Below are 20,345 nucleotides of genomic sequence, written 5' to 3' on the forward strand. Positions count from 1 at the left end.
AGAATCGCGGTCGTCCACAGCCGCCGGGTTATCCACAGGTTTCGGCGAAGCGGTAGCGCGCACGCCCATCGATGCACCAGGCTGTCGGAGTCGGCCGCCCCTCACCTTGATCCGGAGTTGAGCACTATGGACCGTCTCCGCCATCTCGCCGCCCCGGCCCTGGCGCTCGCCGTCGTCGCCGCCCTGCCGCTGGCCCGGCCGGCCCCCAGCGCCGCCGCGCCGCCGGAGTTCGCCCCGGTCAGCGTCTCGGCCGGCGTAGCCAAGGGCGCGGCCGTCAAGGGACAGTTCCTGAGCTACAACGACTTCCACGGCGCGATCGACCCGCCGAGCGGGAGCGGCGCCGTGGTCAACGCGTCCGGCACGAGCACGCCGGCCGGCGGCGTCGAATACCTCGCGACCTACCTGAAGAAGCTGCGCGCCGAGGCCAAGACCGAGGGCCGCCAGACGCTGACCGTCGGCGCCGGCGACCTGATCGGCGCGTCCCCGCTGGTCAGCGCCGCCTTCCACGACGAACCGACGATCGAGCTGATGAACCAGGTCGGCCTCCAGGTCAGCTCGGTCGGCAACCACGAGTTCGACGAGGGCGTCGACGAGCTGATCCGCCTCCAGCGCGGTGGCTGCCACCCGGTCGACGGCTGCCAGGACGGCGACGGCTTCGGCGGCGCGAAATTCACTTACCTCGCGGCCAACACGATCGACAACAAGACCGGCCTGCCGATCCTCCCGCCGATCGACATCAAGCTGGTCGGCGGCGTGCCGGTCGGCTTCGTCGGCCTGACCCTGGAGGGCACGGCCGGCATCGTCAACCCGGCCGGCATCAAGAACGTGCACTTCGCCGACGAGATCCAGACCGCCAACAAGTGGGGCAACGTGCTCAAGCTGTTCGGCGTGAAGGCGCAGGTGCTGCTGGTGCACGAGGGCGGGTCGCAGGCCACGGCCACCCCGACGCCGGGCGTCTCCGACTGCAACGGCTTCTCCGGGCCGATCGTGCCGATCGTGGCCGGGCTCAACCCCGAATTCGGCCTGGTCGTCTCCGGGCACACCCACCGTTTCTACTCGTGCACGCTGCCCAACAAGAAGGGCACGTCGGTGGTGACCAGCGCCGGCACCAACGGCCAGCTGATCACCGACATCGACTACACGCTCGACCGGCGCAGCGGCCGGTTCGCCGAGATCACCGCGAAGAACGTGATCGTCGAGAACGGCGTGGCCGACGGGCAGGGCGGCTGGAAGAAGGACGCGAACGGCGTCTACCTGAAGAACCCCGACACGGTCGACCCGGGCGCCAAGAAGATCGCCGACAAGTACCGCACGGCGGTGGCGCCGATCGCCAACCGGGTCGTCGGCTCGATCACCGGCGACATCACCCGCGCCGCGACGCCGGCCGGCGAGAGCCCGCTCGGCGACGTGATCGCCGACGCCCAGCTGGCATACACGAAGGCGGCCGGGGCGCAGATCGCGCTGATGAACCCGGGCGGCATCCGGGCCGACTTCGACGCCGAGGCGTCGTCCGGCGGTGAGGCCAACGGCCAGGTGACGTACGGCGAAGCGTTCACCGTCCAGCCGTTCAACAACCTGGTGGTGACGCAGACCTTCACCGGCGCCCAGATCAAGACGGTGCTGGAGCAGCAGTTCGCCGGCTTCCAAGGGCAGACGACGAACAAGATCCTCCAGGTGTCGGCCGGCTTCACGTACACGTGGAGCGCGTCGGCCGCCCCCGGGTCGAAGATCTCGAACCTGGCCCTCAACGGCACGCCGATCGACCCCGCCGCCTCCTACCAGGTCACCACGAACGACTTCCTGGCCAACGGCGGTGACGGCTTCGGCGCCCTGACCGCCGGCACCGGCCGCACGACCGCACCGGGCTTCGACATCGACGCCCTGGTCGCCCACCTGGGAGCGGCCCCGGTCTCCCCCGGCCCGGCCAACCGCATCAGCACCACGGCCTGACCCGGGCCACGCGCACGGGATCAGAAGAGCTCGAGGCCACCGCCGCCGTCGGCGGTGGCCGCGAGCTGGGCCGGGCCGGAGTGTTCGGGGGCCAGCTGGTCGATCTGGGCGATGGCGGCCTGGACCTGGGAGATCAGGCCGCTGATGCTGTGCTGCTGGTCGACGTGTCGTCGGCCAGCTTGCGGACCTCGTCGGCCACCACCGCGAAGCCCTCGCCCGCCTGGCCCGCGCGGGCGGCCTCGATCGTGGCGTTCAGGGCGAGCATGCGGGTCTGCCGGCGATCTGCGCGATCACGGCGACCATCTCGGCGGCGGCCGGCAGGCTGACGCCGAGCGCCTCGGCCGCCCGGTCGGCGTGCGCCGCGTGCTCGGCCATCTGCTCGGTCGCCTCGTGGGCGGTGGCCGCGCCGGCGTTGATGTTCTGCACCGACTCGCGGACCGTGTCGACCTCGTGGATCGCGTCGCCGAGCTGGTAGGCGATACCACCGATGATCTGCTCCGACTCGGCCTCGACCCGGCGCAGCGTCTCGTCACGCGTCCGCTCCTCGGCCGACTGCTCCTCCTGCCGCCGCGTCTCGGCGCGCTCGCGCTCCACCGCGAGCTCAGCCTCCTGCGCCTCGAAGGCGGCCAGCATGCCGTTGGCCGCCGCACTCAGCGCCCGCAGGTCCGGGTGCGGCGAGTCGGGAAGCCGTCCGCTCAGGTCGCGGGACTCCATGATCCGGTCGGCGGCCTCGCGCAGCGGCCGGACCTGATCGCGGATGCTGCCGCGCACCACCCGGCCGATCGCCACCTTCAGGACGACCATCATGAGCGCGACGGCGATCGCGATCGCGGTCAGCGAGCGGACCGCGGCGGCGTGCACCGGCCGCTCCTCCAGGTTCTCGAACGTCACCGGGACACCGTCCACACCAGTGACCGTCGACTGCACGGCCACCTCGGTGCCGACCACCGCCGTGTGCACCTCCAGCGTGCCGATCAGACTCGACATGTCCTCGTGACGCACGCTGTCGGCGCGGGGAGCGCCGCGCAGCTGAATTTCGTCGTCGGTGTTGCGGCCGACGAAGCTGAGGCCGCCGGCGTCGAGCGCCCGCAGCATGATCAGCGAGCCGGACGCCGCGCCACCGCCGTCGCGCTTGTAGACGGCCAGGCTGCAGAAGATGGTGGGCGTGCCGGTGACCGAGGTGACCCCGCAGCTCGCCGATCCGGGAGTCGCCGTGGTGTCGGCCATCCGGTTCAGGACCGTCGTGTCACGCAGCTCGTCCGGCAGGCTCTCGTACCCGGCCGGGCCCAGCAATCCGCCGACCGTCCCCATCCCGTCCCGGCTCACACCCACGATGCCGGACAGCCCGTAGAAGGCCCGCAACTGCTCGGCCGGGAAGTCCGCGGCGAAGCTCCTCTGGTTTCCCGTGGCCACGTCGGTGTACGCGCTGCTCCGCATCGAGTTGGTGATGCCGAAGTCGACCATGCTTCCGGCCCGGTCGCTGAGCGCGACCCGCAGCTCCTCCGCCTCTTGGTCAGCAACCGCTGCTCGGCGGTGCCGAACGAGCGGAGGGTGATCACCCAGACGGGTACCAGCAGAACCACGAGCATCGTCGCCAGCAGGGCGAGGATGCGCAGCCGGCCCGGCTCCCGCAGCCAGCTCTCCTTCACATGATCACGTTAGGCGGACGTTTGTCCTGGCGAGGGGCATCCCACGGATCGGGCGCTTTTCTTGCGGACTGGTTGTCGGCGGGGGCATACTCGGCAACGTGATCCAGCAGGCGCGATTTTTCTATGGCAGCGGAAGCCCCGCGGCCGTAGGACGCGTCTGAACGACAGACCTCCATCAAGCCCCGGGCCTCACCGCCCGGGGCTTGATGCTGCCCGGGCCGGGTCGACCGGGGCGCAAGCACCCGAGGAGCACGACATGACCGCCGACGTGGTGGACAACAAGACCGGTGACAGCGCGAACGTGGCCGGCATGGATCTCAAGACCGGCGCGGCCGAGCCGCTGGCCGCGCACGAGATCCGCGCGATGCGCGAGCGGATCGACGAGATCGATCAGGCGATCATCGACCTGTGGCTGGAACGTGCCCGGCTCTCCCAGGAGGTCGGCCGCACCCGGATGGCCAGCGGCGGCACCCGCCTCGTGCTGTCCCGCGAGCGCGAGATCGTCGAGCGCTTCCGCGAGGCCCTGGGCGCCGACGGCGCCCAGGTCGCCCTGATGATCCTGCGCGCGGGCCGCGGGCCCCTCTGACACGCGGCCATCCCGCGCGCGGGCCTCTCTGACGCGCGGCGGTCAGTAGCGGCGGGCCAGGTCCAGGGTCTCGGCGAAGTGGCAGGCGCTCGGGTGCGGGGAACGCTGGCGGACCTCCAGCAAGGGCTCGTGCTCGGCGCAGCCGGGCTGGGCCTTCCAGCACCGGGTGCGGAAGCGGCAGCCCGACGGCGGGTTCGCCGGTGAGGGCACGTCGCCCTCCAGGACGATGTGCCGCCGGTGACCGCGCAGGCGGGGGTCCGGCACCGGCACCGCCGACAGCAGCGCCTGGGTGTACGGGTGGGTCGGCTGGTCGTAGATCGCCACGTGGCTGCCCGTCTCGACCACCTTGCCCAGGTACATCACGGCGATGCGGTCGGAGATGTGCCGGACCACCGACAGGTCGTGGGCGATGAAGACGTACGACAGGCCGAAGTCGCGCTGGAGACGCTCCAGCAGGTTGATCACCTGGGCCTGGATCGACACGTCCAGGGCGGAGACCGGCTCGTCGCAGATGATGATCTCGGGGCGGAGGGCCAGCGCGCGGGCGATGCCGATGCGCTGGCGCTGACCGCCCGAGAACTGGTGCGGGTAGCGGTTGATGTGGTCGGGGTTGAGGCCGACCGTGTCGAGCAGGTCCTGCACCGCCCGTTCGCGGCCCGGCCGGGGCACCGCGTCCGGGTGGATCGCGAACGGTTCGCCGACGATGTCGCCGACGGTCATCCGCGGGTTCAGGGACGTGTACGGGTCCTGCATGACCATCTGGATGTTGCGGCGGGCCTGGCGCAGCGCCGGGCCGCGCAGGCGGATCATGTCGTCGCCGCGTACCCGGATCTCGCCGCTTGTGGGTTTCTCCAGGCCGACCAGCATCTTCGCCAGCGTCGACTTGCCGCAGCCGGACTCGCCGACGATGCCCAGGGTCTCGCCGCGGCGCAGGTGAAGGTCGACACCGTCGACCGCCCGTACGGCGCCGGTCTTCTTCTTGACCACGATGCCCTGGGTGATCGGGAAGTGCTTGACCAGGCCCCGCGCCTCGAGAACGACGTCAGACACCGAGGACCTCCCGGATGAAGTGGCAGCTGGCGATGCGCCGGGAGGCGATCTGGTACGCGGGTGGCGGCGGATCCTGCCGGCACACGTCCCGGGCGTACGCGCAGCGCGGGTGGAACGGGCAGCCCCGGGGCACGTCGGTCAGGGCCGGCGGAAGCCCGTGGATCACGTTGAGCCCGCGGCCCTTGAAGTCCAGGCGCGGGATCGATTCGAGCAGCGCCTTCGTGTACGGGTGAGCCGGGTGGGCGTAGATGTCGTACACCGGCGCGTACTCGACGACCCGGCCCGCGTACATCACGGCGATCGTGTCGGCCACGTCCGCGACCACGCCCATGTCGTGCGTGATCAGCACCAGCCCCATGTTGCGCTCGCGTTGGACCTCGGCCAGCAGACCCATGATCTGGGCCTGGACGGTCACGTCGAGGGCCGTGGTCGGCTCGTCGGCGATCAGCACGTCGGGGTCGAGGGCGAGCGCCATTGCGATCATGACGCGCTGGCGCATGCCGCCGGAGAACTGGTGCGGGTAGTCGTCGACTCGGTTCTTGGCGTCGGGGATGCGCACCTGGTCGAGGAGTTCGACGGCGCGGAGCTTGGCCTGCTGGCGGGAGAGGCCACGATGCGTACGGAAAAGCTCGCCGATCTGAGTTCCGACACTGTGGACCGGATTCAGCGCGCTCAGCGCGTCTTGAAAGATCATCGCGATCCGGTTGGCCCGGATCTGGCGGCGCTCGTTCTCCGGCAGGCGCAGCAGGTCGACGCCGCGGTAGAGCACCTCGCCCTTGGTCACGTGGGCCGGCGGCGAGTCGAGGATGCCCATGATCGCCTGCGCGGTGACCGACTTGCCGCAGCCCGACTCGCCGAGCACGGCCAGCGTCTCGCCGGGGCGCAGGATCAGGTTGACGCCGTTCACCGCGCGGGCGATGCCGTCGCGGGTCCGGAACTCCACGTGCATGTCATTGACCTGCAACAACGGAGCCTGAGGGTCGAAATCCATGGCGGTCACCGCAGCTTCGGGTCGAAGGCGTCGCGGATGGCGTCGCCGAGCATGATGAAGGCGAGCACCGTCACCGCGAGGAAGATCGAAGGCCAGACCAGAGGGGCGGCGGTGGTACGGATGTACGGGCCGGCCTCCGCGATGGCGATGCCCCAGCTGATCGCGTCGCCCTTGAGCCCGACGCCGAGGAACGACAACGTCGATTCGCTGGCGATGTTGATGCCGAGCAGGATCGTCAGCACCACCAGGAACGGGCTGATCGAGTTGGGCAGGATGTGCCGGAACATCTGGCGGCCCGGGCCGGCGCCGAGCATGCGGGCGGCCGCCACGTAGTCCTGACCCTTGGCCGAGATGACGGCCGAGCGCATCACCCGGGCCGAGGTCGTCCAGCCGAGCAACCCGAGGGTCAGGGTCACCGCGAGGATGCCGTTGTCGTCCGGGTTCGCCGAGAACCGCTTGGCCAGCACGATCGCCGCGAGCAGGAACGGGACGCCGAGCATGACGTCGATGAAGCGGGACAGCACCGCGTCGAGCCACCCGCCGTAGTAGCCGGCGGCGAGGCCGAACAGCAGGCCGATCACGCCGGCGATGAGGGTGGCGAACAGGCCGACGATCAGCGAGTTGCGCGCGCCGTAGATGGTCTTGGCGTAGACGTTGCAGCCCTGGAAGTCGTATCCGAAGGGCGCCCCGTTCGCCGCGCCGGCGTTCTTGTGGGCGAGCACGCAGTCGCGCGGGTCGGCCGAGGTGAACAGCGACGGCCAGACCGCCATCAGCAGGATCACCGCGACCAGCGCCGTGGCCACCCAGAAGATCGTGCTGGAGCGCAGGTCGAGCCAGGCGTCGCCGGCCAGGCTGCGCCCCGCCGAGCCGCCGCGGCGGGGGCGGGTCGGGGCCGGGCCGGGCGCCTCGGCCGTGGTCACGGCGGTGAGGTCACTCATAGCGGATCCTGGGGTCGAGGGCGGCGTACAGCAGGTCGACGATCAGGTTGATCACCAGGAAGACGATCACCAGGACGCTCACGAAGCCGACCACCAGCGGGCCGTCCTCGGACCGGATGCCGCGGAACAGGTTCAGGCCCACGCCGGGGATGTTGAAGACGCCCTCGGTGACGATGGCGCCCGACATCAGGGCGCCGATGTCCACACCGATCAGCGTGATCACCGGGATGAGCGAGTTGCGCAGCACGTGCGCCCCGATCACCCGCTTGTTCGTCAGGCCCTTGGCCCGGGCCGTACGCACGTAGTCGGCGCGCATGTTCTCGGCCACCGAGGAACGGGTGACTCGCAACTCGGTGGCGATCACCAGGGTGCCCAGCACCAGCGCCGGTAACAGCAGATCCCAGAGGCCGGCGTCGCGGGTGACGGTCACCGGGAACCAGCCGAGCTGGACGCTGAAGATCACCTGGGCCACCGGCGCCAGCACCACGACCGGCAGCGCCAGCACGATCAGGGTGATCACCAGCGTCACGTTGTCGAAGACGCCGCCGCGCCGGATGCCGGAGAGCACGCCGGCGGAGACGGCGATGACGGCCGAGATGAGGACCGCCAGCAGCGCCAGCTTGATCGTGATGGGCCAGGCGTCGGCCAGCATCTCGCTGATCGGGCGGCGCTGGGTCAGCGAGGTGCCGAGGTCGCCGGTGAGCAGGCCGCGCACGTAATGCCAGTACTGCGCCAGGAAGGGGTCGTCGAGGTGGTACTGCGCGTTCAGGGCCGCCCGCTGGCTCTCACTGAGCGGCCGTTCGCCGACGAGAGCCTGGTACGGGTCGTCCTGGTTGGCGAACATCAGCGCGTACACCAGGAACGTGGCCCCGAAGAAGGTGAGCACCATCTGAAGCAGGCGCCGCACGACATACCGGAACATGTGGGTGAAGCCTCTTGGGCCGAAGGGGTGGAACACAGCGGTGGCGCCACGGTGTCACCTGACCCGTGGCGCCACAACCGTTCGAACGGGCCAGACTAGCTGGCGATATCGATCTTGTAGATGTCCACCATGGCGAACAGGTCCATGGTCACGTCGGTGACCCGGTCCGAGTGGCCGAAGACGTTCTGGCTGAACCGCAGCGGCAGCACCGGCACGTCCTTGGCCAGGATGTCTTCCGCCTTCTGCCAGTACTTCGTGGCCTGCTCCACGGTCGGCGCCTCGGAGCCCTGACGGACCAGGGTGTCGAACGCCGTGCTCTTGTAGGCGCCGTAGTTGGAGGACCCGTCGCTCGTGTACAGCGGGCCGAGGTAGTTCTCCATCAGCGGGTAGTCCATCGACCAGGCAAGCCGGTAGAGGCCGACATCCTCGCGGGCGCGCACCTTGGCCAGCAGGTCGGTCAGCTTGGGCACCGTCGTGCCGACACAGTTGACGCCGAGCGACGACTTGATCTGGTTGCACATCGCGTCGATCCAGGGCTTGTGGCCGCCGTCCGCGTTGTACGTGATCTTGATTTCGGCCGGGCCGCCGGCCGCGGTGTACATCTGCCTGGCCTTGATCGGGTTGTACTCGCAGTTCGGGCCGCAGGTGTTGCGGCGCGCGCCCTGCAGGACCGGCGAGACGAACGCGGTGGCCGCGGTCTCCGAGCCGAGGAAGATCTGCTCGGTCATCTCCTCGCGGTTGATCGCCATCGAGATGGCCCGGCGCACCTGAGGGTTCTTGAACTTCTCGTCGTACAGCGGGAAGCCGACGAAGTCGAAGCCCGAGCTCGGGCTTTTCAGCAGCCGGTCGCCCAGGTCGCTGGAGGCCTGCGAGAGGCTCTCGACAGGGATCTGGGTCTCCACGTCGAGGTTGCCCGCGACGAGGTCGTTGTACTGCGTCGACAGGTCCTGGTAGATCTTCCAGTTGATGGCGTTGACTTTGGGGATGGTGCCCTTGAAGTCGGCGACCTTCTCCACCTGGATCTGCTGGTCGTGCTGCCACTTGCCCTTGATCTTGAAGGGCCCGTTGCCGATCGGCGCCTCGGCGAAGTCCTTCTTGAGCACCCCCTCGCTCTCCCAGGCGGCCTTGGGCAGCGGGTAGAACGCGGTGTAGCCCATCACCGACTCCCAGCCGGCGAAGCCCGCGGAGAGCGTGACCGTGAAGGTCGTGTTGTTCACCTTCTTGAGGCCGCTCATCGTCCGGGCCTTGGGCTCGGGCGCCTGAGCCGGCCCGTCCTTGCCGTCCGGGTCCTCGGACTGCAGGTCGGCGAAGCCCTGGATCCGGCTGTAGAAGTACGAGGCGAGCTGCCCGTTCGGGCCGTACGCGCCGTAGTTCCAGGCGTTGATGTAGTTGTCCGCCGTGACCGGTTCGCCGTTGCTGAAGGTGAAGCCCGGCTTGAGCCGGATCGTCCAGACGCGGTTGGCCTTGTCGTGCGTGATCGACTGGGCGGCCACCGCGTACGGCGTGCTCTTGTCGTTGAATCGCACGAGCGGGTAATACAGCGACGCCAGGACCTGCGAGCCCCCCGTTTCCACCACATTGGACGGGATCAGGCTCGTCGGCTCGACGATGCCGATGCTGATGCTGTTCGGCAGAGCTTCGGCGTCGTCCGAGGAACTACCGCTGCAGCCGGACGCCAACAAGACGATGGCGGCCGCTCCGGCCGCCATCTTCCATGGCATTTTCCCAGGCATGGGGTGGGTGCCTCCTTCGGGGCGCTCACGGGGGTCGTGTGAGTCGCCCGCAACTGTGACACAGAGCCAACGACAGCCAAGGCCCCGTTACCAAGCCGATATTAGACAGGCCCGGTGCCACGCTTGCCCCCCGACCGGTTCTTCGATATGAGCAACCGGCCTTACCAGGGAAAACGTCGTTCGGTACGCGGGCCACCACCCACCGCAGCGCCCGCGTGGAGATCGGTCAGACGAGCCGGCGGTCGGCCGCCCAACGTGACAATTCGTAACGGTTGCTCATTTGGAGCTTGCGCAGGACGTTCGAGACATGCGTCTCGACGGTCTTGATCGAGATGAACAATTCCTTCGCGATCTCCTTGTACGCGTACCCGCGTGCGAGCAGGCGCAGGACCTCGCGCTCGCGGTTGGTGAGCTGGTCGAGCTCCGGGTCGGCGACCGGCACGTCGGGCCGGGAGGCGAAGGCGTCCAGCACGAAGCCGGCCAGCCGCGGGCTGAAGACGGCGTCGCCGTCGGCCACCCGGCGGATCGCCGCCGCCAGCTCGTCCGGCGAGATCGTCTTGGTCACGTAGCCCCGGGCGCCGGCCCGGATCAGGCCGATCACGTCCTCGGCCGCGTCGGAGACGGACAGGGCCAGGAAACGCACGTGCGGATGGGTGCGGCGCATCGCGTCGAGCACCGCGCGGCCGCCGCCGTCGGGCATGTGCACGTCGAGCAGCACCACGTCGGGCTCGGCGGCCGCGATCCGGGAGACCGCCTCGGCGACCGTGCTGGCCTCTCCGATGACGTCGACGTGCGCCCCCAGCTCGGCGCGCACGCCCGCGCGGAACATCGCGTGGTCGTCCACCAGGAAGACGGTGAGCCGCCGGCTCTCGGGCTCGGTCATCGTGTTGCCTCCTTACCGGCCGTCACGCTGTCCCGCGACACGGGAAGCGTCAGCCGGACCTCTGTGCCGTCGCCGACGGCGCTGCGGATCTCCGCCTTGCCGCCGTGACGCTGCATCCGTCCGATGATCGAGCCTCGCACGCCGTGCCGCGACTCCTGCACACCCTTCAGGTCGAAACCGGCGCCGCGGTCGCGGACGAAGACGCTGAGCTCGTCCGGCTCGACCTCGGCGTACAGCGAGACCGTCTGCACCCCGGCGTGGCGGGCCGCGTTCACCAGCGCCTCACGCGCCGCCGCGACCAGGGCCGCGACCCGCTCGTCGCACTCGGTGTCGCCCACCACGACGGTCTCGACGCTGATCGCGTACGTGTCCTCGACCTCGGCCGCGGCCTGCTCGAGCGCCGCCGCGAACCGCTCGGTGGGCGACGCGGTCGGCTTGTAGAGCCAGTTACGCAGGCTGCGCTCCTGACCCCGGGCCAACCGCTGCACCTCTTTGATGTCGGCCGAGTTGCGCTGGATCAAGGCCAGCGTGTGCAGCACCTGATCGTGGATCATGGCGGCCACCTCGGCCCGCTCCTGCTCCCGGATGCGCCCCTCGCGCTCGGCCCGGAGCTGGTTGAACATGCGCCAGAGCAGCGGCGCGGCCACCACGCCGACGCCGAGCAGGCCGACCAGCGCGAAGATCACGCCGTTGATGACCGAGGTGAGGCTGCCGGCCGGCGCGTAGACCGCGACCACGCCGATGACGCCGGTCGCGACCAGCACGCCGCCGCCGATGAAGCGCAGCAGGAAGAACCGCCGGTCGCTCTCGGCCACCACGGCGGCCAGCCAGGGGGTCTGCGGCATGTTGGCGCCCCACTGCCGGCGCGTGGGGTCGGCCTGGTGCCAGATGATGCCGGCGCCGACCGCGACCACGGCGATCAGCCAGCCCACCGTGCCGGCGACGTTGTCCTCGAAGACCAGGGCCTGAAGCACGATCACACCGAGGCCGATCGCGCCGAACGGAAGCAGCATGGCCAGGTCGCGGCGCTTGGCCGGCTCGCCGGCGGCCGGGACCTGCTGCGGCAGCACGGCCCAGAAGGCCGCGTAGAGCAGCAGGCCGAGGCCGTTGAAGCCGAGCAGCACGACCAGGGAGATACGCACGGCCAGCACGGGCACGCCGAGGTGCTGCGCGAGCCCGGAGGCGACACCCGCGATGATGCGGTGATCGCGCGGCCGGAACAGGCGGCGAGTGGGCGGTGCGGTGGCGGTGCTGATGGCTCCTCCTCGGTTGTGTCCTCCGATCGTCACACGTTCCGGCCGCGCGGACCACGGGGAACTTCCCCCGGTATCCGCGGCCCGGATCTCAGGGTGGCCTCAGGGTCGCCGCCGGAAGCGTCTCGGGTGCCCGGGGAGCGAGGATCGATGCCATGAACGAGGAAGCTGCCGAACCGCAGGGCACCCAAGCCCCTCCCGGAGCGGACCGGAACGCTCCGCCGTGGGCCGGCGGGCCGCCCTTCTCCCGCGACAAGCTGGTCCGCCCGCGCCAGGGCCGCTACCTGGCCGGCGTCTCCGGCGCCCTGGCCCGCGCCACCAACACCGACCCGGTGCTGTGGCGGGTGCTGTTCGCCGTGCTCGGTGTGATCAGTGGTGTCGGCCTGCTGCTCTACCTCATCGGCTGGCTGATCATCCCGGCTGAGGGGGACACCGCCTCGCCCATCGAGTCGCTGCTCGGCAAGGGCCGGGCGGGCATGACCCCGCTCTCGGTGGTCTTCCTCGGCGGCGCCGCGGTTCTCTCGTTCGCCTTCATCGTGCGGGACGGGGTACGGGCCAGCCTGCTGGCCTGCGCGGTCATCTTCGGCGCGATCATCCTGATCAAGCGGTCGGGTTCCCACGCGACTCCCCCGCCGCCGGCGCCGGAGGACCCGTTCCCGACGGCCGAGTTCGCCACCGCGCCCAACCCGGCGCCGTCCGAGCCGGCCTCACCTCCGCCCTTCGAGCCGGCCCCGGCCACACCTTTCGGGGCGGCCACGCCTTTCGAGGCGGCCACGGCCCCGGCCCCGGCTTTTGACGCGGCCGCGGCCCCGGCGGCTCCGCCTCCTCCGCCACCGCCGTTCGGGCCGCCGCCCGGTGCCTACCGGCCACCGTTCGCGCCGCACGGCCCGTTCGCCCGGCCCACGCCGGCGACGTACCCGCCGGCTCCGCCCGCCCCGCCCGCGGCGAAGCCGCCGAAGAAGCCGAAGGAGCGCTCCAAGCTGGGCCGCCTCACCTTCTTCGCGCTGATCGTCGTGATGGGCGTGATGGCCGCCGCCGACACGGCCGGTGCCAGCATCACCGTGTCCGCCTACTTCGCGGCGGCGCTGGCCACCATCGCGGCCGGCCTGATCGTCGGCGCCTGGCTCGGCCGGGCCCGCGGGCTGATCGCGCTCGGCCTGATCGCCACCCTCGGCCTGTTCGCCGCCACCGGCTCCGAGCGCTGGGGCGACGACGTGGGCAACAGCGTCTACCGGCCGACCACCCTGACCCAGGTCGCCGACCGGTACGACTTCAACCTCGGCGACGCCACGATCGATCTCCGCCAGATCGACTTCGCCGGCCAGCAGCAGACGATCGCCGTGAACATGAAGTTCGGCCAGGTACGGGTGCTCCTGCCGCCGACCGTCGACACGACCGCGACGCTCGAGGTCGCCAACGGCCGCGCCGAGATCTTCGGCAAGACCTTCGAGGGCGAATCGCTCGGCCACGAGGACCTGACCGACCTCGGCCCGGACGGCGCCGGTGGCGGCACGCTCAAGCTCGACCTGCGGCTGAACGCCGGCAACCTGGAGGTGTACCGATGAAACCGCACCGCACCGACGGCGTCTCGCTCAGCTTCGGCGTCCTGTTCCTGCTGGTGGTCGCCTGGTGGGCGGTCTCGGCGGTGGTCAACGTCCACCTGCCCGCGGTGGGCTGGCTGGTGGCCGGCGGCCTGATCGTCTTCGGCGTGATCGGCCTGCTCGGCGCGCTCCGGTCGGCCCGGGGCGGCCCGCCCGAGGCGGTGATGGAGCCGGCCATGGCGCCGGCCGTCCCGGGCGCGGCTCCCGGCCCCGAGATCCCGGGTGACCTCCCGCCCGAGATGCACGCGTCGATCGTCCGGGAACTCCTTGAGGAGCCGTCCGAGCGGTTCACCAAGGAGCACCCCGCGTCACCCGAGAAGTAGCCCCATATGCTCGTTGCCATGACGTACCCCGTGGTGTCCAACGCTCCGATCGCCGGGGTCGGCCCCGTCGCCGCCCGGGCCCTGACCGCCGAGTTCGCCCGGCACAACGCGCCCACCACCGCCCTGGTGTTCGCCGCCGACCACGCCACCGAGGTGGTGGCGGCCGCCGTCGAGGCCCTGCTGCCGGCCGACAAGCTCACCCTGGTGGCGGGCGAGCGCAGCACGGCCGACCTGCTGCGCGACCACATCACCGGGCTGGGCAGCTGGATCGCCGACCGGGTGCGGGTGGTCGACGCCCTCTCCGAGGCCGAGCCGGCCGACGTGGTGATCGTGGGCGAGCCGCTGACCGGCACGGCCGACGAGGTCCGGGTCCTCCTCGACAGCCTCGGTAAGTATCTGAACGAGGGTGCCGTGCTCACCGTGGCGACCCCGGCCACGCCGGGCCGCACCGGCGGCGCGGCGGCCGAGCTGTTCCGGCAGGGCGCGCTGTTCGGCGTCGGCTCCGATTTGGTGCTGCGCAACCAGCCGCCGCTGCGGGTGCACAAGCTGCGGTTCACCGCGGCCGACCCGCGGGTGGCGGCGACGCTCGCCCCGGCGTACCGGCCGTCCAGCGTTCCGGTGACCCGCTCGATGCACATCGACTCGAACGGCGTGGCCGCCGCCGGCGTCGCGCTCGGGCTGGCCGCGCTGGCCCGCCGGGCCCGGCCCGGGTCGAAGCTGTGGCTGCTGCCGGCCCTGGCCGCGGCGCCGGTGGCGGCGTTCTTCCGCGACCCCGAGCGCGACGTGCCCGACGACGCGTCGGCCGTGGTGGCGGCGTCCGACGGCCGGGTGCTGTCGGTCGAGCGGATGACCGACGAGCGCTTCGGCACCGGCGAGTTCCTGCGGATCGCGGTCTTCCTGTCGGTCCTCGACGTGCACGTCAACCGGGTGCCGGTGGCGGGCCGGGTGGCCGACCACTTCGTCGAGGAGGGCGGCTACGCGAACGCGATGACGGCCGCGGCCGAACACAACGTGGCCGCCTACACGGTGCTCGACACCGAGCACGGCACGGTCGTGGTGGCCCAGCGGACCGGCCTGATCGCGCGCCGCATCGTGCAGCGCACGCCGGTCGGCACGCTGGTCGCCAAGGGTGAGCGGATGGGCCTGATCCGGTTCGGCTCGCGCACCGACGTCTACCTGCCGGCCGGCGCGGCCGAGCCGCTGGTCGCGGTGAACGACAAGGTCATCGGCGGTTCCTCGGTCATCGCCCGCTGGATCTGAAGAAAAATGGCCGCCCCTCGGGGCGGCCATTTTTCACGCGGTTGTTCTTTGGCGCATCCAGAGGACCGGGCCACTGATCAGGTACGCCGCCACGACCATGACAAAGGTCAGACGGGCGTCGACCAGGGCGCCGACGATCGGCAGCAGCCAGAGCCAGGCCGGAAGCCGCAGGAGGCGGGCCAGCTTCGCGTACGGGAAACTGGACACCATCGCGAAGGCCAGCAGCGCCACCCCGCCGAGCAGCACCAGACCGGGCAGCGGCAGGCCGATCAGCACGGACACCGCGAGGACCGCGGCCACCATCGTGGTCGGCACGCCGCAGAAGAACTTGCCGTCCTTGGGCGAGACGTTGAAGCGGGCCAGGCGGATCGCGGCGCAGGCCGCGACGAGCACGCAGGCCACGGCGGCGGCCGGGGTCGGCACCGAGTGGACCAGCGAGGCGTAGACCACGACCGGCGCGGCCAGGCCGAACGAGCACATGTCGGCCAGCGAGTCCATCTGAGCGCCGAACGGGCTCGAGACGCCCAGCTTGCGGGCGAGCGCGCCGTCGAGGCCGTCGAAAGCGACGCAAGCAACCAGGCAGGCGGCGGCCAGGCGGACGTCGCCGTGCATCGCCAGGAAGATGGCCATGAGGCCGAGGGCGAGGCTGGCGATCGTGCAGCCGTTCACGATCGCGAAGCGCACCTTGCGGGCCGCGGTGTGCTCACCGGGCAGCAGGGAGGCCGGGACGGCCGGCTCGACGACCGCCGGGATGGCCAGGTGCGGAGCGGCCGGGCCGAGGGCCCGGGTGTGCTCGGCACCGGTGTAGATGACTTCTGCCCTGGTCGCGGTGGCGGCCCGGCCGGACTCAGCGTTCCGGCGGCCGACCCGCACCAACAGGGCCTGCCGCGCGATGGTTCCTCCGCGGCGCAGACGGCCTGCCCAACGACGACCGGCGGGACGGGGGCTATCCGTCGATCGACGCCGGCGCCAAGGGGATCTCGGCACGTGCTTCCTCCATGGGATAGGTGGCCCACCTGCACGTTTGCGGTGGGTTGGTTCCCGGTAGCCCGCCGCACACGCGGACCGGGGAAATTCGCGGTGTACACCATCGCACAGCCGGACGACCTTGGCGAGAAGTCGATCGACAGTCGTTGGCAGGTGCTCCTCCGGGTCTTTCCTTGGCCGGGTGGGTACGGGACGGGCCACGAGAGCGGCCCTCCCGGATAACGATTCTAACTCGCCCGTTCCGCCCCGATTCGGGCTACGGCGACGGCTGCCGGCTCGGTGAGGGCGAGCCGCCCGGCCTCGGCCAGCGTGAACCAGCGCGCCTCGGCGGTCGAGCCGTCCACCTCCTTGACCACCGGTTCGGTCGGCGTGTCGACCTCCACCCGGAACAGAACCCGGATGACGTGCCAGTCGACCGGCACCCCCTCCGGCCCCACGGCCGCCGGGTCGTAACGATGCGAGATCTCCACCAGACCGGTCACCCGACCGTGTTGCCCGGTCTCCTCGAACACCTCCCGGGCGAGCGCCGCCTCCGGCGTCTCCCCGTGGTCGGTCCCACCACCGGGCACATGCCAGCGCCCAGCTCCTGGATACCCCGGCGCGATCCGCGTAAGCAGAATCCGCCCCGCCACATCCGACGCCGCCGCATAGGCCCCAAATCGCTGTACCGGCCCCAGGGGCGCGGCTTCAACACCCACCCCGCTCGACCCCGCCTCCGGCCGTGTCGCCTTTCCGCCCTCACCGCGCGGCCCTGCCTCTGGTCGCCTCGAACTGGCGTTCACCGAATCGCCATCCCCTTCGCCCGACTTTTCGGAAATGTCGGACGGGAAGTGAGGTCGGGAGGAGATGCCGGTCGAGGAGTGCGGATCGGAACCGGCGCCGGGCGAGGGGGTGGGGGCGTCGGGCGTGAGGTTCAGTGCGGCGGCGGTGAAAGGCATCAGCGGGAGGGTGGCCGGGTCGGCTACCCACTCGACGAGTTCGGTGGTGCCTTCGGCTTCGTTGCGTAGGGTGCCGCTGACGGCTGTGACGTCGTAGATGATTCGGTCGGTGTGTTCGAGGGCGCCGTTCGACAGGGGGAAGACGTCGGCGGTGACCGTGTGGAGGCCGTCGAGGCGTACCTCAAGACCGGTTTCCTCGGCGAACTCGCGGACCACCGCGTCGTTCGGGTGTTCGCCCTGCTCGACGCCTCCGCCGGGCAGGGTCCACAGGCCGGGGAACTCGCTGCGGGGCGAGTTCCGGGCGAGCAGCACCCGCCCGGAGGAGTCGCGACAGATTCCGTAGGCCCCGACCCGTCTGATCTTCACCAGATCAGATTAGCCGCGCCTTCCGCAGCGCCTCGGCCGTCACTTCGGTCAGCTCGTCCTCGGCCAGGTCGGCGACCTCCTTGACCGGCATCCAGCGCGCCTCGGAGGTGGAGCCGCCCACGTCTTTGACGATGACCTCGGTCGGCCGGTCGACGATCACCCGGTAGAAGGCCCGTACGCCGTGCCAGTCGATCGGGTAGCCCTCGGGGCCCAGTGACGCCGCGTCACGGTGACTGGCCACGCCGAGCAGTTCGACCAGCCGGCCCTCCTGGCCGGTCTCCTCGACGAGTTCGCGGATCAGCGCCGTGCCGGGCTGCTCGCCGTAGTCGGTGCCGCCGCCGGGCAGGTGCCAGCGCCCCTCCCCCGGATAGCCGGGGGCGATGCGGGTCAGCAGCAGGCTGGCGTCCCGCGGGTCGGTGGCGATCGCGTACGCCGCGAAGCGCTGCGCCCGGTGCAGCCCGTCCGGGCCGGGGTAGGCGTAGAACGACGGGAAGGTCGGCGCCGGCTCGGGCCGCAGGTCGGCCGAGGCGCCGCCCAGGCCGAGGGCGTCGGCGGTGAACTGCCGGAGTTTGAGGTGTTCGGCCTCCTCCAGCGTGTGCCAGCGGGCGAGGTCGGTGGGGTGGCCGATGCGGTCCACCAGCGTGCCACCCCGGATCGACACCTCGTAGATGAGGCGGTCGGTGTGGATGGTGACGCCTCGGTGCGGCAGGGAGCGCATGTCGGCCAGGACGTCCTGCAGGCCGGTGACGGCCACGGACAGGCCGGTCTCGGCGGCCGTCTCGCGGACGACGGTGTGGTTGGGGTCTTCGCCGTGGTCGACGGCGCCACCGGGCAGGGACCAGACGCCCGGCGTGCCGGAGCTGGTGGAGGCCCGGACCAGCAGCACGCGGCCCTCGTCGTCGCGGGCGACGGCGTAGGCGGCGATCCGGCGGAGCGGTTCGAGTGCGGGGGTCACGGGCGGCATTCTGCCCGGAATATGTTAACTGCAGAAAACATCTGTCGGATTCCTGACAGGGTGCTCGCGCTGCGTAATCCCTGATCAGAGCGTTGCCAGGGACAACGTGCACTAGATCGACCACGGCCCGTAACCATCATTTCAGGGTACGTATCCGGGCCTCACCTGAGGTCGTAGGGCCCCGTTCAGTCCCACCATTGGGGCATGAACGAGGCACCCTACAAACTCCTGCGCCGCCCCAAGGACGACCGTGTCGGGGCCGGCGTCTGCAGCGGCATCGGCCGCTACTTCGGCATCGACCCGGTGCTGGTCCGGGTCGCCTTCGTCGTGCTGGCCGCCGCCACCTGGGGCGCGGCCCTGCTCGCCTACCCCGTGATGTGGTTCCTGATGCCGGAGGAGTGGTGAGCGGTCACTCCCACTCGATGGTGCCCGGCGGCTTGCTCGTCACGTCGAGCACGACCCGGTTGACCTCGCGCACCTCGTTGGTGATCCGGGTCGAGATCTTGGCGATCACGTCGTAGGGCAGCCGCGACCAGTCGGCCGTCATGGCGTCCTCGCTGGAGACCGGGCGCAGCACGACCGGGTGACCGTACGTGCGGCCGTCGCCCTGCACGCCGACGCTGCGCACGTCGGCCAGCAGCACCACCGGGAACTGCCAGACGTCGCGGTCGAGGCCGGCCGCGGTCAGCTCCTCGCGGGCGATCAGGTCGGCCGCGCGCAGCAGGTCGAGCCGCTCCCGGTCGACCGCGCCGATGATGCGGATGGCCAGACCGGGCCCGGGGAACGGGTGGCGCTGCACCATCTCGTCGGGCAGGCCCAGCTCCGTACCCAAGGCCCGAACCTCGTCCTTGAACAGCGTGCGGAGCGGCTCGATGAGCGCGAACTGGAGGTCGTCGGGCAGGCCGCCCACGTTGTGGTGGGACTTGATGTTGGCCGTGCCGGTGCCGCCGCCGGACTCCACCACGTCGGGGTAGAGCGTGCCCTGCACGAGGAACTCGATGTGCCGCTCGGCGTCGAGCTCGCGGGCCGCCGCCTCGAACGTGCGGATGAACTCGCGGCCGATGATCTTGCGCTTCTGCTCGGGGTCGGTGACCCCGGCCAGGTGGCCCAGGAACGTGTCGGCGGCGTCGACCACCTTGAGCCGGATGCCGGTCGCGGCCACGTAGTCCTTCTCGACCTGCTCCGCCTCGCCCGCCCGCAGCAGGCCGTGGTCGACGAAGATGCAGGTCAGCTGGTCGCCGATGGCCTTGTGCACGAGCGCGGCGGCGACCGCCGAGTCGACACCGCCGGAGAGGCCGCAGATCACCTGCTTGTCGCCGACCTGCTCGCGGATGGCGGCCACCTGCTCGTCGATGATGTTCGTCGACGTCCAGGTCGGCTCGAGGCCCGCGATGTCGTACAGGAAGCGCTTGAGCATCTCCTGCCCCTGCTCGGTGTGCGCCACCTCGGGGTGGAACTGCACACCGGCCCGCTTGGCCGTGAGGTCTTCGAACGCGGCCACCGGGGCGCCCGGCGTCGACGCGGTCACCGCGAAGCCCTGCGGCGCCACCGCCACGCTGTCGCCGTGGCTCATCCAGACCGGCAGGTCGTCGGGGAGCTCGCGCAGCAGGGTGCCGCCCTGCGCGCTGAGCAGGGTCCGCCCGTACTCCCGGGAACCGGTGTGCGCGACCGTGCCGCCCAGCGCCTGTGCCATGGCCTGGAAGCCGTAGCAGATGCCGAAGACGGGCACGTCGTTGTCGAACAGGCTCGGGTCGAGCACGGGCGCGCCCGGCTCGTAGACGCTGGACGGGCCGCCGGACAGGATGATCGCGGCCGGGTTCTTGGCCAGCATCTCGGCGACCGGCATCGAATGCGGGACGATCTCCGAGTAGACCCGCGCCTCGCGGACGCGGCGGGCGATCAGCTGGGCGTACTGGGCGCCGAAATCGACGACGAGAACGGGTCGGGGAGTGCTCACCGG

At 70.8% G+C, this 20,345-nt stretch carries 18 protein-coding genes and 1 pseudogene; 6 read left to right on the top strand and 13 right to left on the bottom strand.

Translation table 11 applies throughout. The features are described 5' to 3' along the window. Nucleotides 1–126: 126 nt before the first annotated feature. Nucleotides 127–1,950, top strand: coding sequence for a bifunctional metallophosphatase/5'-nucleotidase (locus AB0C26_RS11280; protein ID WP_360245323.1), 1,824 nt, complete (start codon nucleotides 127–129; stop codon nucleotides 1,948–1,950). A 133-nt stretch (nucleotides 1,951–2,083) separates the two neighbouring features. Here AB0C26_RS11280 and AB0C26_RS11285 read toward each other — a convergent pair whose 3' ends face one another. Together AB0C26_RS11285 and AB0C26_RS11290 are read right to left on the bottom strand one after the other, a co-directional pair. Beyond that, the gene (locus tag AB0C26_RS11285) at nucleotides 2,084–2,215 is read right to left on the bottom strand and encodes a methyl-accepting chemotaxis protein (protein WP_360245326.1); all 132 of its coding nucleotides are present in this window, start codon (nucleotides 2,213–2,215) and stop codon (nucleotides 2,084–2,086) included. Further along, complete coding sequence (locus AB0C26_RS11290; RefSeq protein WP_360246522.1) at nucleotides 2,203–3,588, bottom strand: CHASE4 domain-containing protein; 1,386 nt, start codon at nucleotides 3,586–3,588, stop codon at nucleotides 2,203–2,205. The genes AB0C26_RS11285 and AB0C26_RS11290 overlap by 13 nt, the downstream gene beginning before the upstream one ends. Before the next feature lie 267 nt (nucleotides 3,589–3,855). On the opposite strand from AB0C26_RS11290, the gene AB0C26_RS11295 reads away from it, so the two are divergent. Next, nucleotides 3,856–4,185, top strand: a complete 330-nt coding sequence (locus tag AB0C26_RS11295) for a chorismate mutase (RefSeq protein WP_360245329.1) — start codon at nucleotides 3,856–3,858, stop codon at nucleotides 4,183–4,185. Between the two features lie 42 nt (nucleotides 4,186–4,227). Here AB0C26_RS11295 and AB0C26_RS11300 read toward each other — a convergent pair whose 3' ends face one another. The 7 genes from AB0C26_RS11300 to AB0C26_RS11330 all read right to left on the bottom strand — a co-directional run bounded on the left by AB0C26_RS11300 (nucleotide 4,228) and on the right by AB0C26_RS11330 (nucleotide 11,958). Next, on the bottom strand, nucleotides 4,228–5,235 hold the full coding sequence (locus AB0C26_RS11300; protein ID WP_360245332.1) for a dipeptide ABC transporter ATP-binding protein: 1,008 nt from the start codon (nucleotides 5,233–5,235) through the stop codon (nucleotides 4,228–4,230). Further along, nucleotides 5,228–6,226, bottom strand: a complete 999-nt coding sequence (locus AB0C26_RS11305) for an ABC transporter ATP-binding protein (RefSeq protein ID WP_360245335.1) — start codon at nucleotides 6,224–6,226, stop codon at nucleotides 5,228–5,230. Before AB0C26_RS11305 ends, AB0C26_RS11300 begins: the two co-directional genes overlap by 8 nt. A 5-nt stretch (nucleotides 6,227–6,231) precedes the next feature. Then, nucleotides 6,232–7,164 carry an ABC transporter permease gene (locus AB0C26_RS11310; protein WP_360245338.1) on the bottom strand — a complete coding sequence of 311 codons (933 nt, stop codon included), beginning with the start codon at nucleotides 7,162–7,164 and terminating at the stop codon, nucleotides 6,232–6,234. Beyond that, the gene (locus AB0C26_RS11315) at nucleotides 7,157–8,086 is read right to left on the bottom strand and encodes an ABC transporter permease (protein WP_360245341.1); all 930 of its coding nucleotides are present in this window, start codon (nucleotides 8,084–8,086) and stop codon (nucleotides 7,157–7,159) included. The genes AB0C26_RS11310 and AB0C26_RS11315 overlap by 8 nt, the downstream gene beginning before the upstream one ends. A 95-nt stretch (nucleotides 8,087–8,181) precedes the next feature. Next, complete coding sequence (locus AB0C26_RS11320) at nucleotides 8,182–9,819, bottom strand: ABC transporter substrate-binding protein (protein WP_360245344.1); 1,638 nt, start codon at nucleotides 9,817–9,819, stop codon at nucleotides 8,182–8,184. A gap of 226 nt (nucleotides 9,820–10,045) precedes the next feature. Beyond that, nucleotides 10,046–10,702 carry a response regulator transcription factor gene (locus tag AB0C26_RS11325; RefSeq protein WP_360245347.1) on the bottom strand — a complete coding sequence of 219 codons (657 nt, stop codon included), beginning with the start codon at nucleotides 10,700–10,702 and terminating at the stop codon, nucleotides 10,046–10,048. Continuing rightward, complete coding sequence (locus AB0C26_RS11330) at nucleotides 10,699–11,958, bottom strand: PspC domain-containing protein (RefSeq protein ID WP_360246524.1); 1,260 nt, start codon at nucleotides 11,956–11,958, stop codon at nucleotides 10,699–10,701. The genes AB0C26_RS11325 and AB0C26_RS11330 overlap by 4 nt, the downstream gene beginning before the upstream one ends. Nucleotides 11,959–12,110: 152 nt before the next feature. On the opposite strand from AB0C26_RS11330, the gene AB0C26_RS11335 reads away from it, so the two are divergent. The 3 genes from AB0C26_RS11335 to AB0C26_RS11345 are packed head-to-tail and all read left to right on the top strand — an operon-like array spanning nucleotide 12,111 to nucleotide 15,139. Next, nucleotides 12,111–13,520 (top strand): PspC domain-containing protein, encoded by a 1,410-nt coding sequence (locus AB0C26_RS11335; RefSeq protein ID WP_360245350.1) that lies wholly within the window; start codon nucleotides 12,111–12,113, stop codon nucleotides 13,518–13,520. Continuing rightward, on the top strand, nucleotides 13,517–13,879 hold the full coding sequence (locus tag AB0C26_RS11340) for a hypothetical protein (RefSeq protein WP_360245353.1): 363 nt from the start codon (nucleotides 13,517–13,519) through the stop codon (nucleotides 13,877–13,879). Before AB0C26_RS11335 ends, AB0C26_RS11340 begins: the two co-directional genes overlap by 4 nt. An 18-nt stretch (nucleotides 13,880–13,897) precedes the next feature. Continuing rightward, nucleotides 13,898–15,139 carry a phosphatidylserine decarboxylase gene (locus AB0C26_RS11345; protein ID WP_360245356.1) on the top strand — a complete coding sequence of 414 codons (1,242 nt, stop codon included), beginning with the start codon at nucleotides 13,898–13,900 and terminating at the stop codon, nucleotides 15,137–15,139. Nucleotides 15,140–15,172: 33 nt separating this feature from the next. On the opposite strand, the gene AB0C26_RS11350 is transcribed toward AB0C26_RS11345, so the two are convergent. The 3 genes from AB0C26_RS11350 to AB0C26_RS11360 all read right to left on the bottom strand — a co-directional run bounded on the left by AB0C26_RS11350 (nucleotide 15,173) and on the right by AB0C26_RS11360 (nucleotide 18,385). Next, nucleotides 15,173–16,051, bottom strand: coding sequence for a CDP-alcohol phosphatidyltransferase family protein (locus tag AB0C26_RS11350; RefSeq protein WP_360246526.1), 879 nt, complete (start codon nucleotides 16,049–16,051; stop codon nucleotides 15,173–15,175). A 302-nt stretch (nucleotides 16,052–16,353) separates the two neighbouring features. Beyond that, nucleotides 16,354–17,430, bottom strand: a complete 1,077-nt coding sequence (locus AB0C26_RS11355; RefSeq protein ID WP_360245359.1) for an NUDIX hydrolase — start codon at nucleotides 17,428–17,430, stop codon at nucleotides 16,354–16,356. A gap of 4 nt (nucleotides 17,431–17,434) precedes the next feature. Further along, complete coding sequence (locus AB0C26_RS11360) at nucleotides 17,435–18,385, bottom strand: NUDIX domain-containing protein (protein ID WP_360245362.1); 951 nt, start codon at nucleotides 18,383–18,385, stop codon at nucleotides 17,435–17,437. A 204-nt stretch (nucleotides 18,386–18,589) separates the two neighbouring features. Between AB0C26_RS11360 and AB0C26_RS11365 the strand changes: the two are divergent. Then, nucleotides 18,590–18,853: pseudogene (locus AB0C26_RS11365) on the top strand (PspC domain-containing protein). Here the strand turns inward: AB0C26_RS11365 and guaA are convergent. Beyond that, nucleotides 18,795–20,342, bottom strand: coding sequence for a glutamine-hydrolyzing GMP synthase (gene guaA / locus AB0C26_RS11370; protein WP_360245365.1), 1,548 nt, complete (start codon nucleotides 20,340–20,342; stop codon nucleotides 18,795–18,797). The pseudogene AB0C26_RS11365 and the gene guaA overlap by 59 nt on opposite strands. Between the last annotated feature and the right edge of the window lie 3 nt (nucleotides 20,343–20,345).

Source organism: Actinoplanes sp. NPDC048796 (assembly GCF_040650035.1).
Lineage (GTDB): Bacteria > Actinomycetota > Actinomycetes > Mycobacteriales > Micromonosporaceae > Actinoplanes.

Bases quoted from the DNA above. Each gene is read 5' to 3' on its own strand.
- AB0C26_RS11280 (WP_360245323.1), top strand. From the start codon at position 127: ATGGACCGTCTCCGCCATCTCGCCGCCCCGGCCCTGGCGCTCGCCGTC.
- AB0C26_RS11285 (WP_360245326.1), bottom strand. From the start codon at position 2,215: ATGCTCGCCCTGAACGCCACGATCGAGGCCGCCCGCGCGGGCCAGGCG.
- AB0C26_RS11295 (WP_360245329.1), top strand. From the start codon at position 3,856: ATGACCGCCGACGTGGTGGACAACAAGACCGGTGACAGCGCGAACGTG.
- AB0C26_RS11305 (WP_360245335.1), bottom strand. From the start codon at position 6,226: ATGGATTTCGACCCTCAGGCTCCGTTGTTGCAGGTCAATGACATGCAC.
- AB0C26_RS11310 (WP_360245338.1), bottom strand. From the start codon at position 7,164: ATGAGTGACCTCACCGCCGTGACCACGGCCGAGGCGCCCGGCCCGGCC.
- AB0C26_RS11315 (WP_360245341.1), bottom strand. From the start codon at position 8,086: ATGTTCCGGTATGTCGTGCGGCGCCTGCTTCAGATGGTGCTCACCTTC.
- AB0C26_RS11320 (WP_360245344.1), bottom strand. From the start codon at position 9,819: ATGCCTGGGAAAATGCCATGGAAGATGGCGGCCGGAGCGGCCGCCATC.
- AB0C26_RS11325 (WP_360245347.1), bottom strand. From the start codon at position 10,702: ATGACCGAGCCCGAGAGCCGGCGGCTCACCGTCTTCCTGGTGGACGAC.
- AB0C26_RS11335 (WP_360245350.1), top strand. From the start codon at position 12,111: ATGAACGAGGAAGCTGCCGAACCGCAGGGCACCCAAGCCCCTCCCGGA.
- AB0C26_RS11340 (WP_360245353.1), top strand. From the start codon at position 13,517: ATGAAACCGCACCGCACCGACGGCGTCTCGCTCAGCTTCGGCGTCCTG.
- AB0C26_RS11345 (WP_360245356.1), top strand. From the start codon at position 13,898: ATGACGTACCCCGTGGTGTCCAACGCTCCGATCGCCGGGGTCGGCCCC.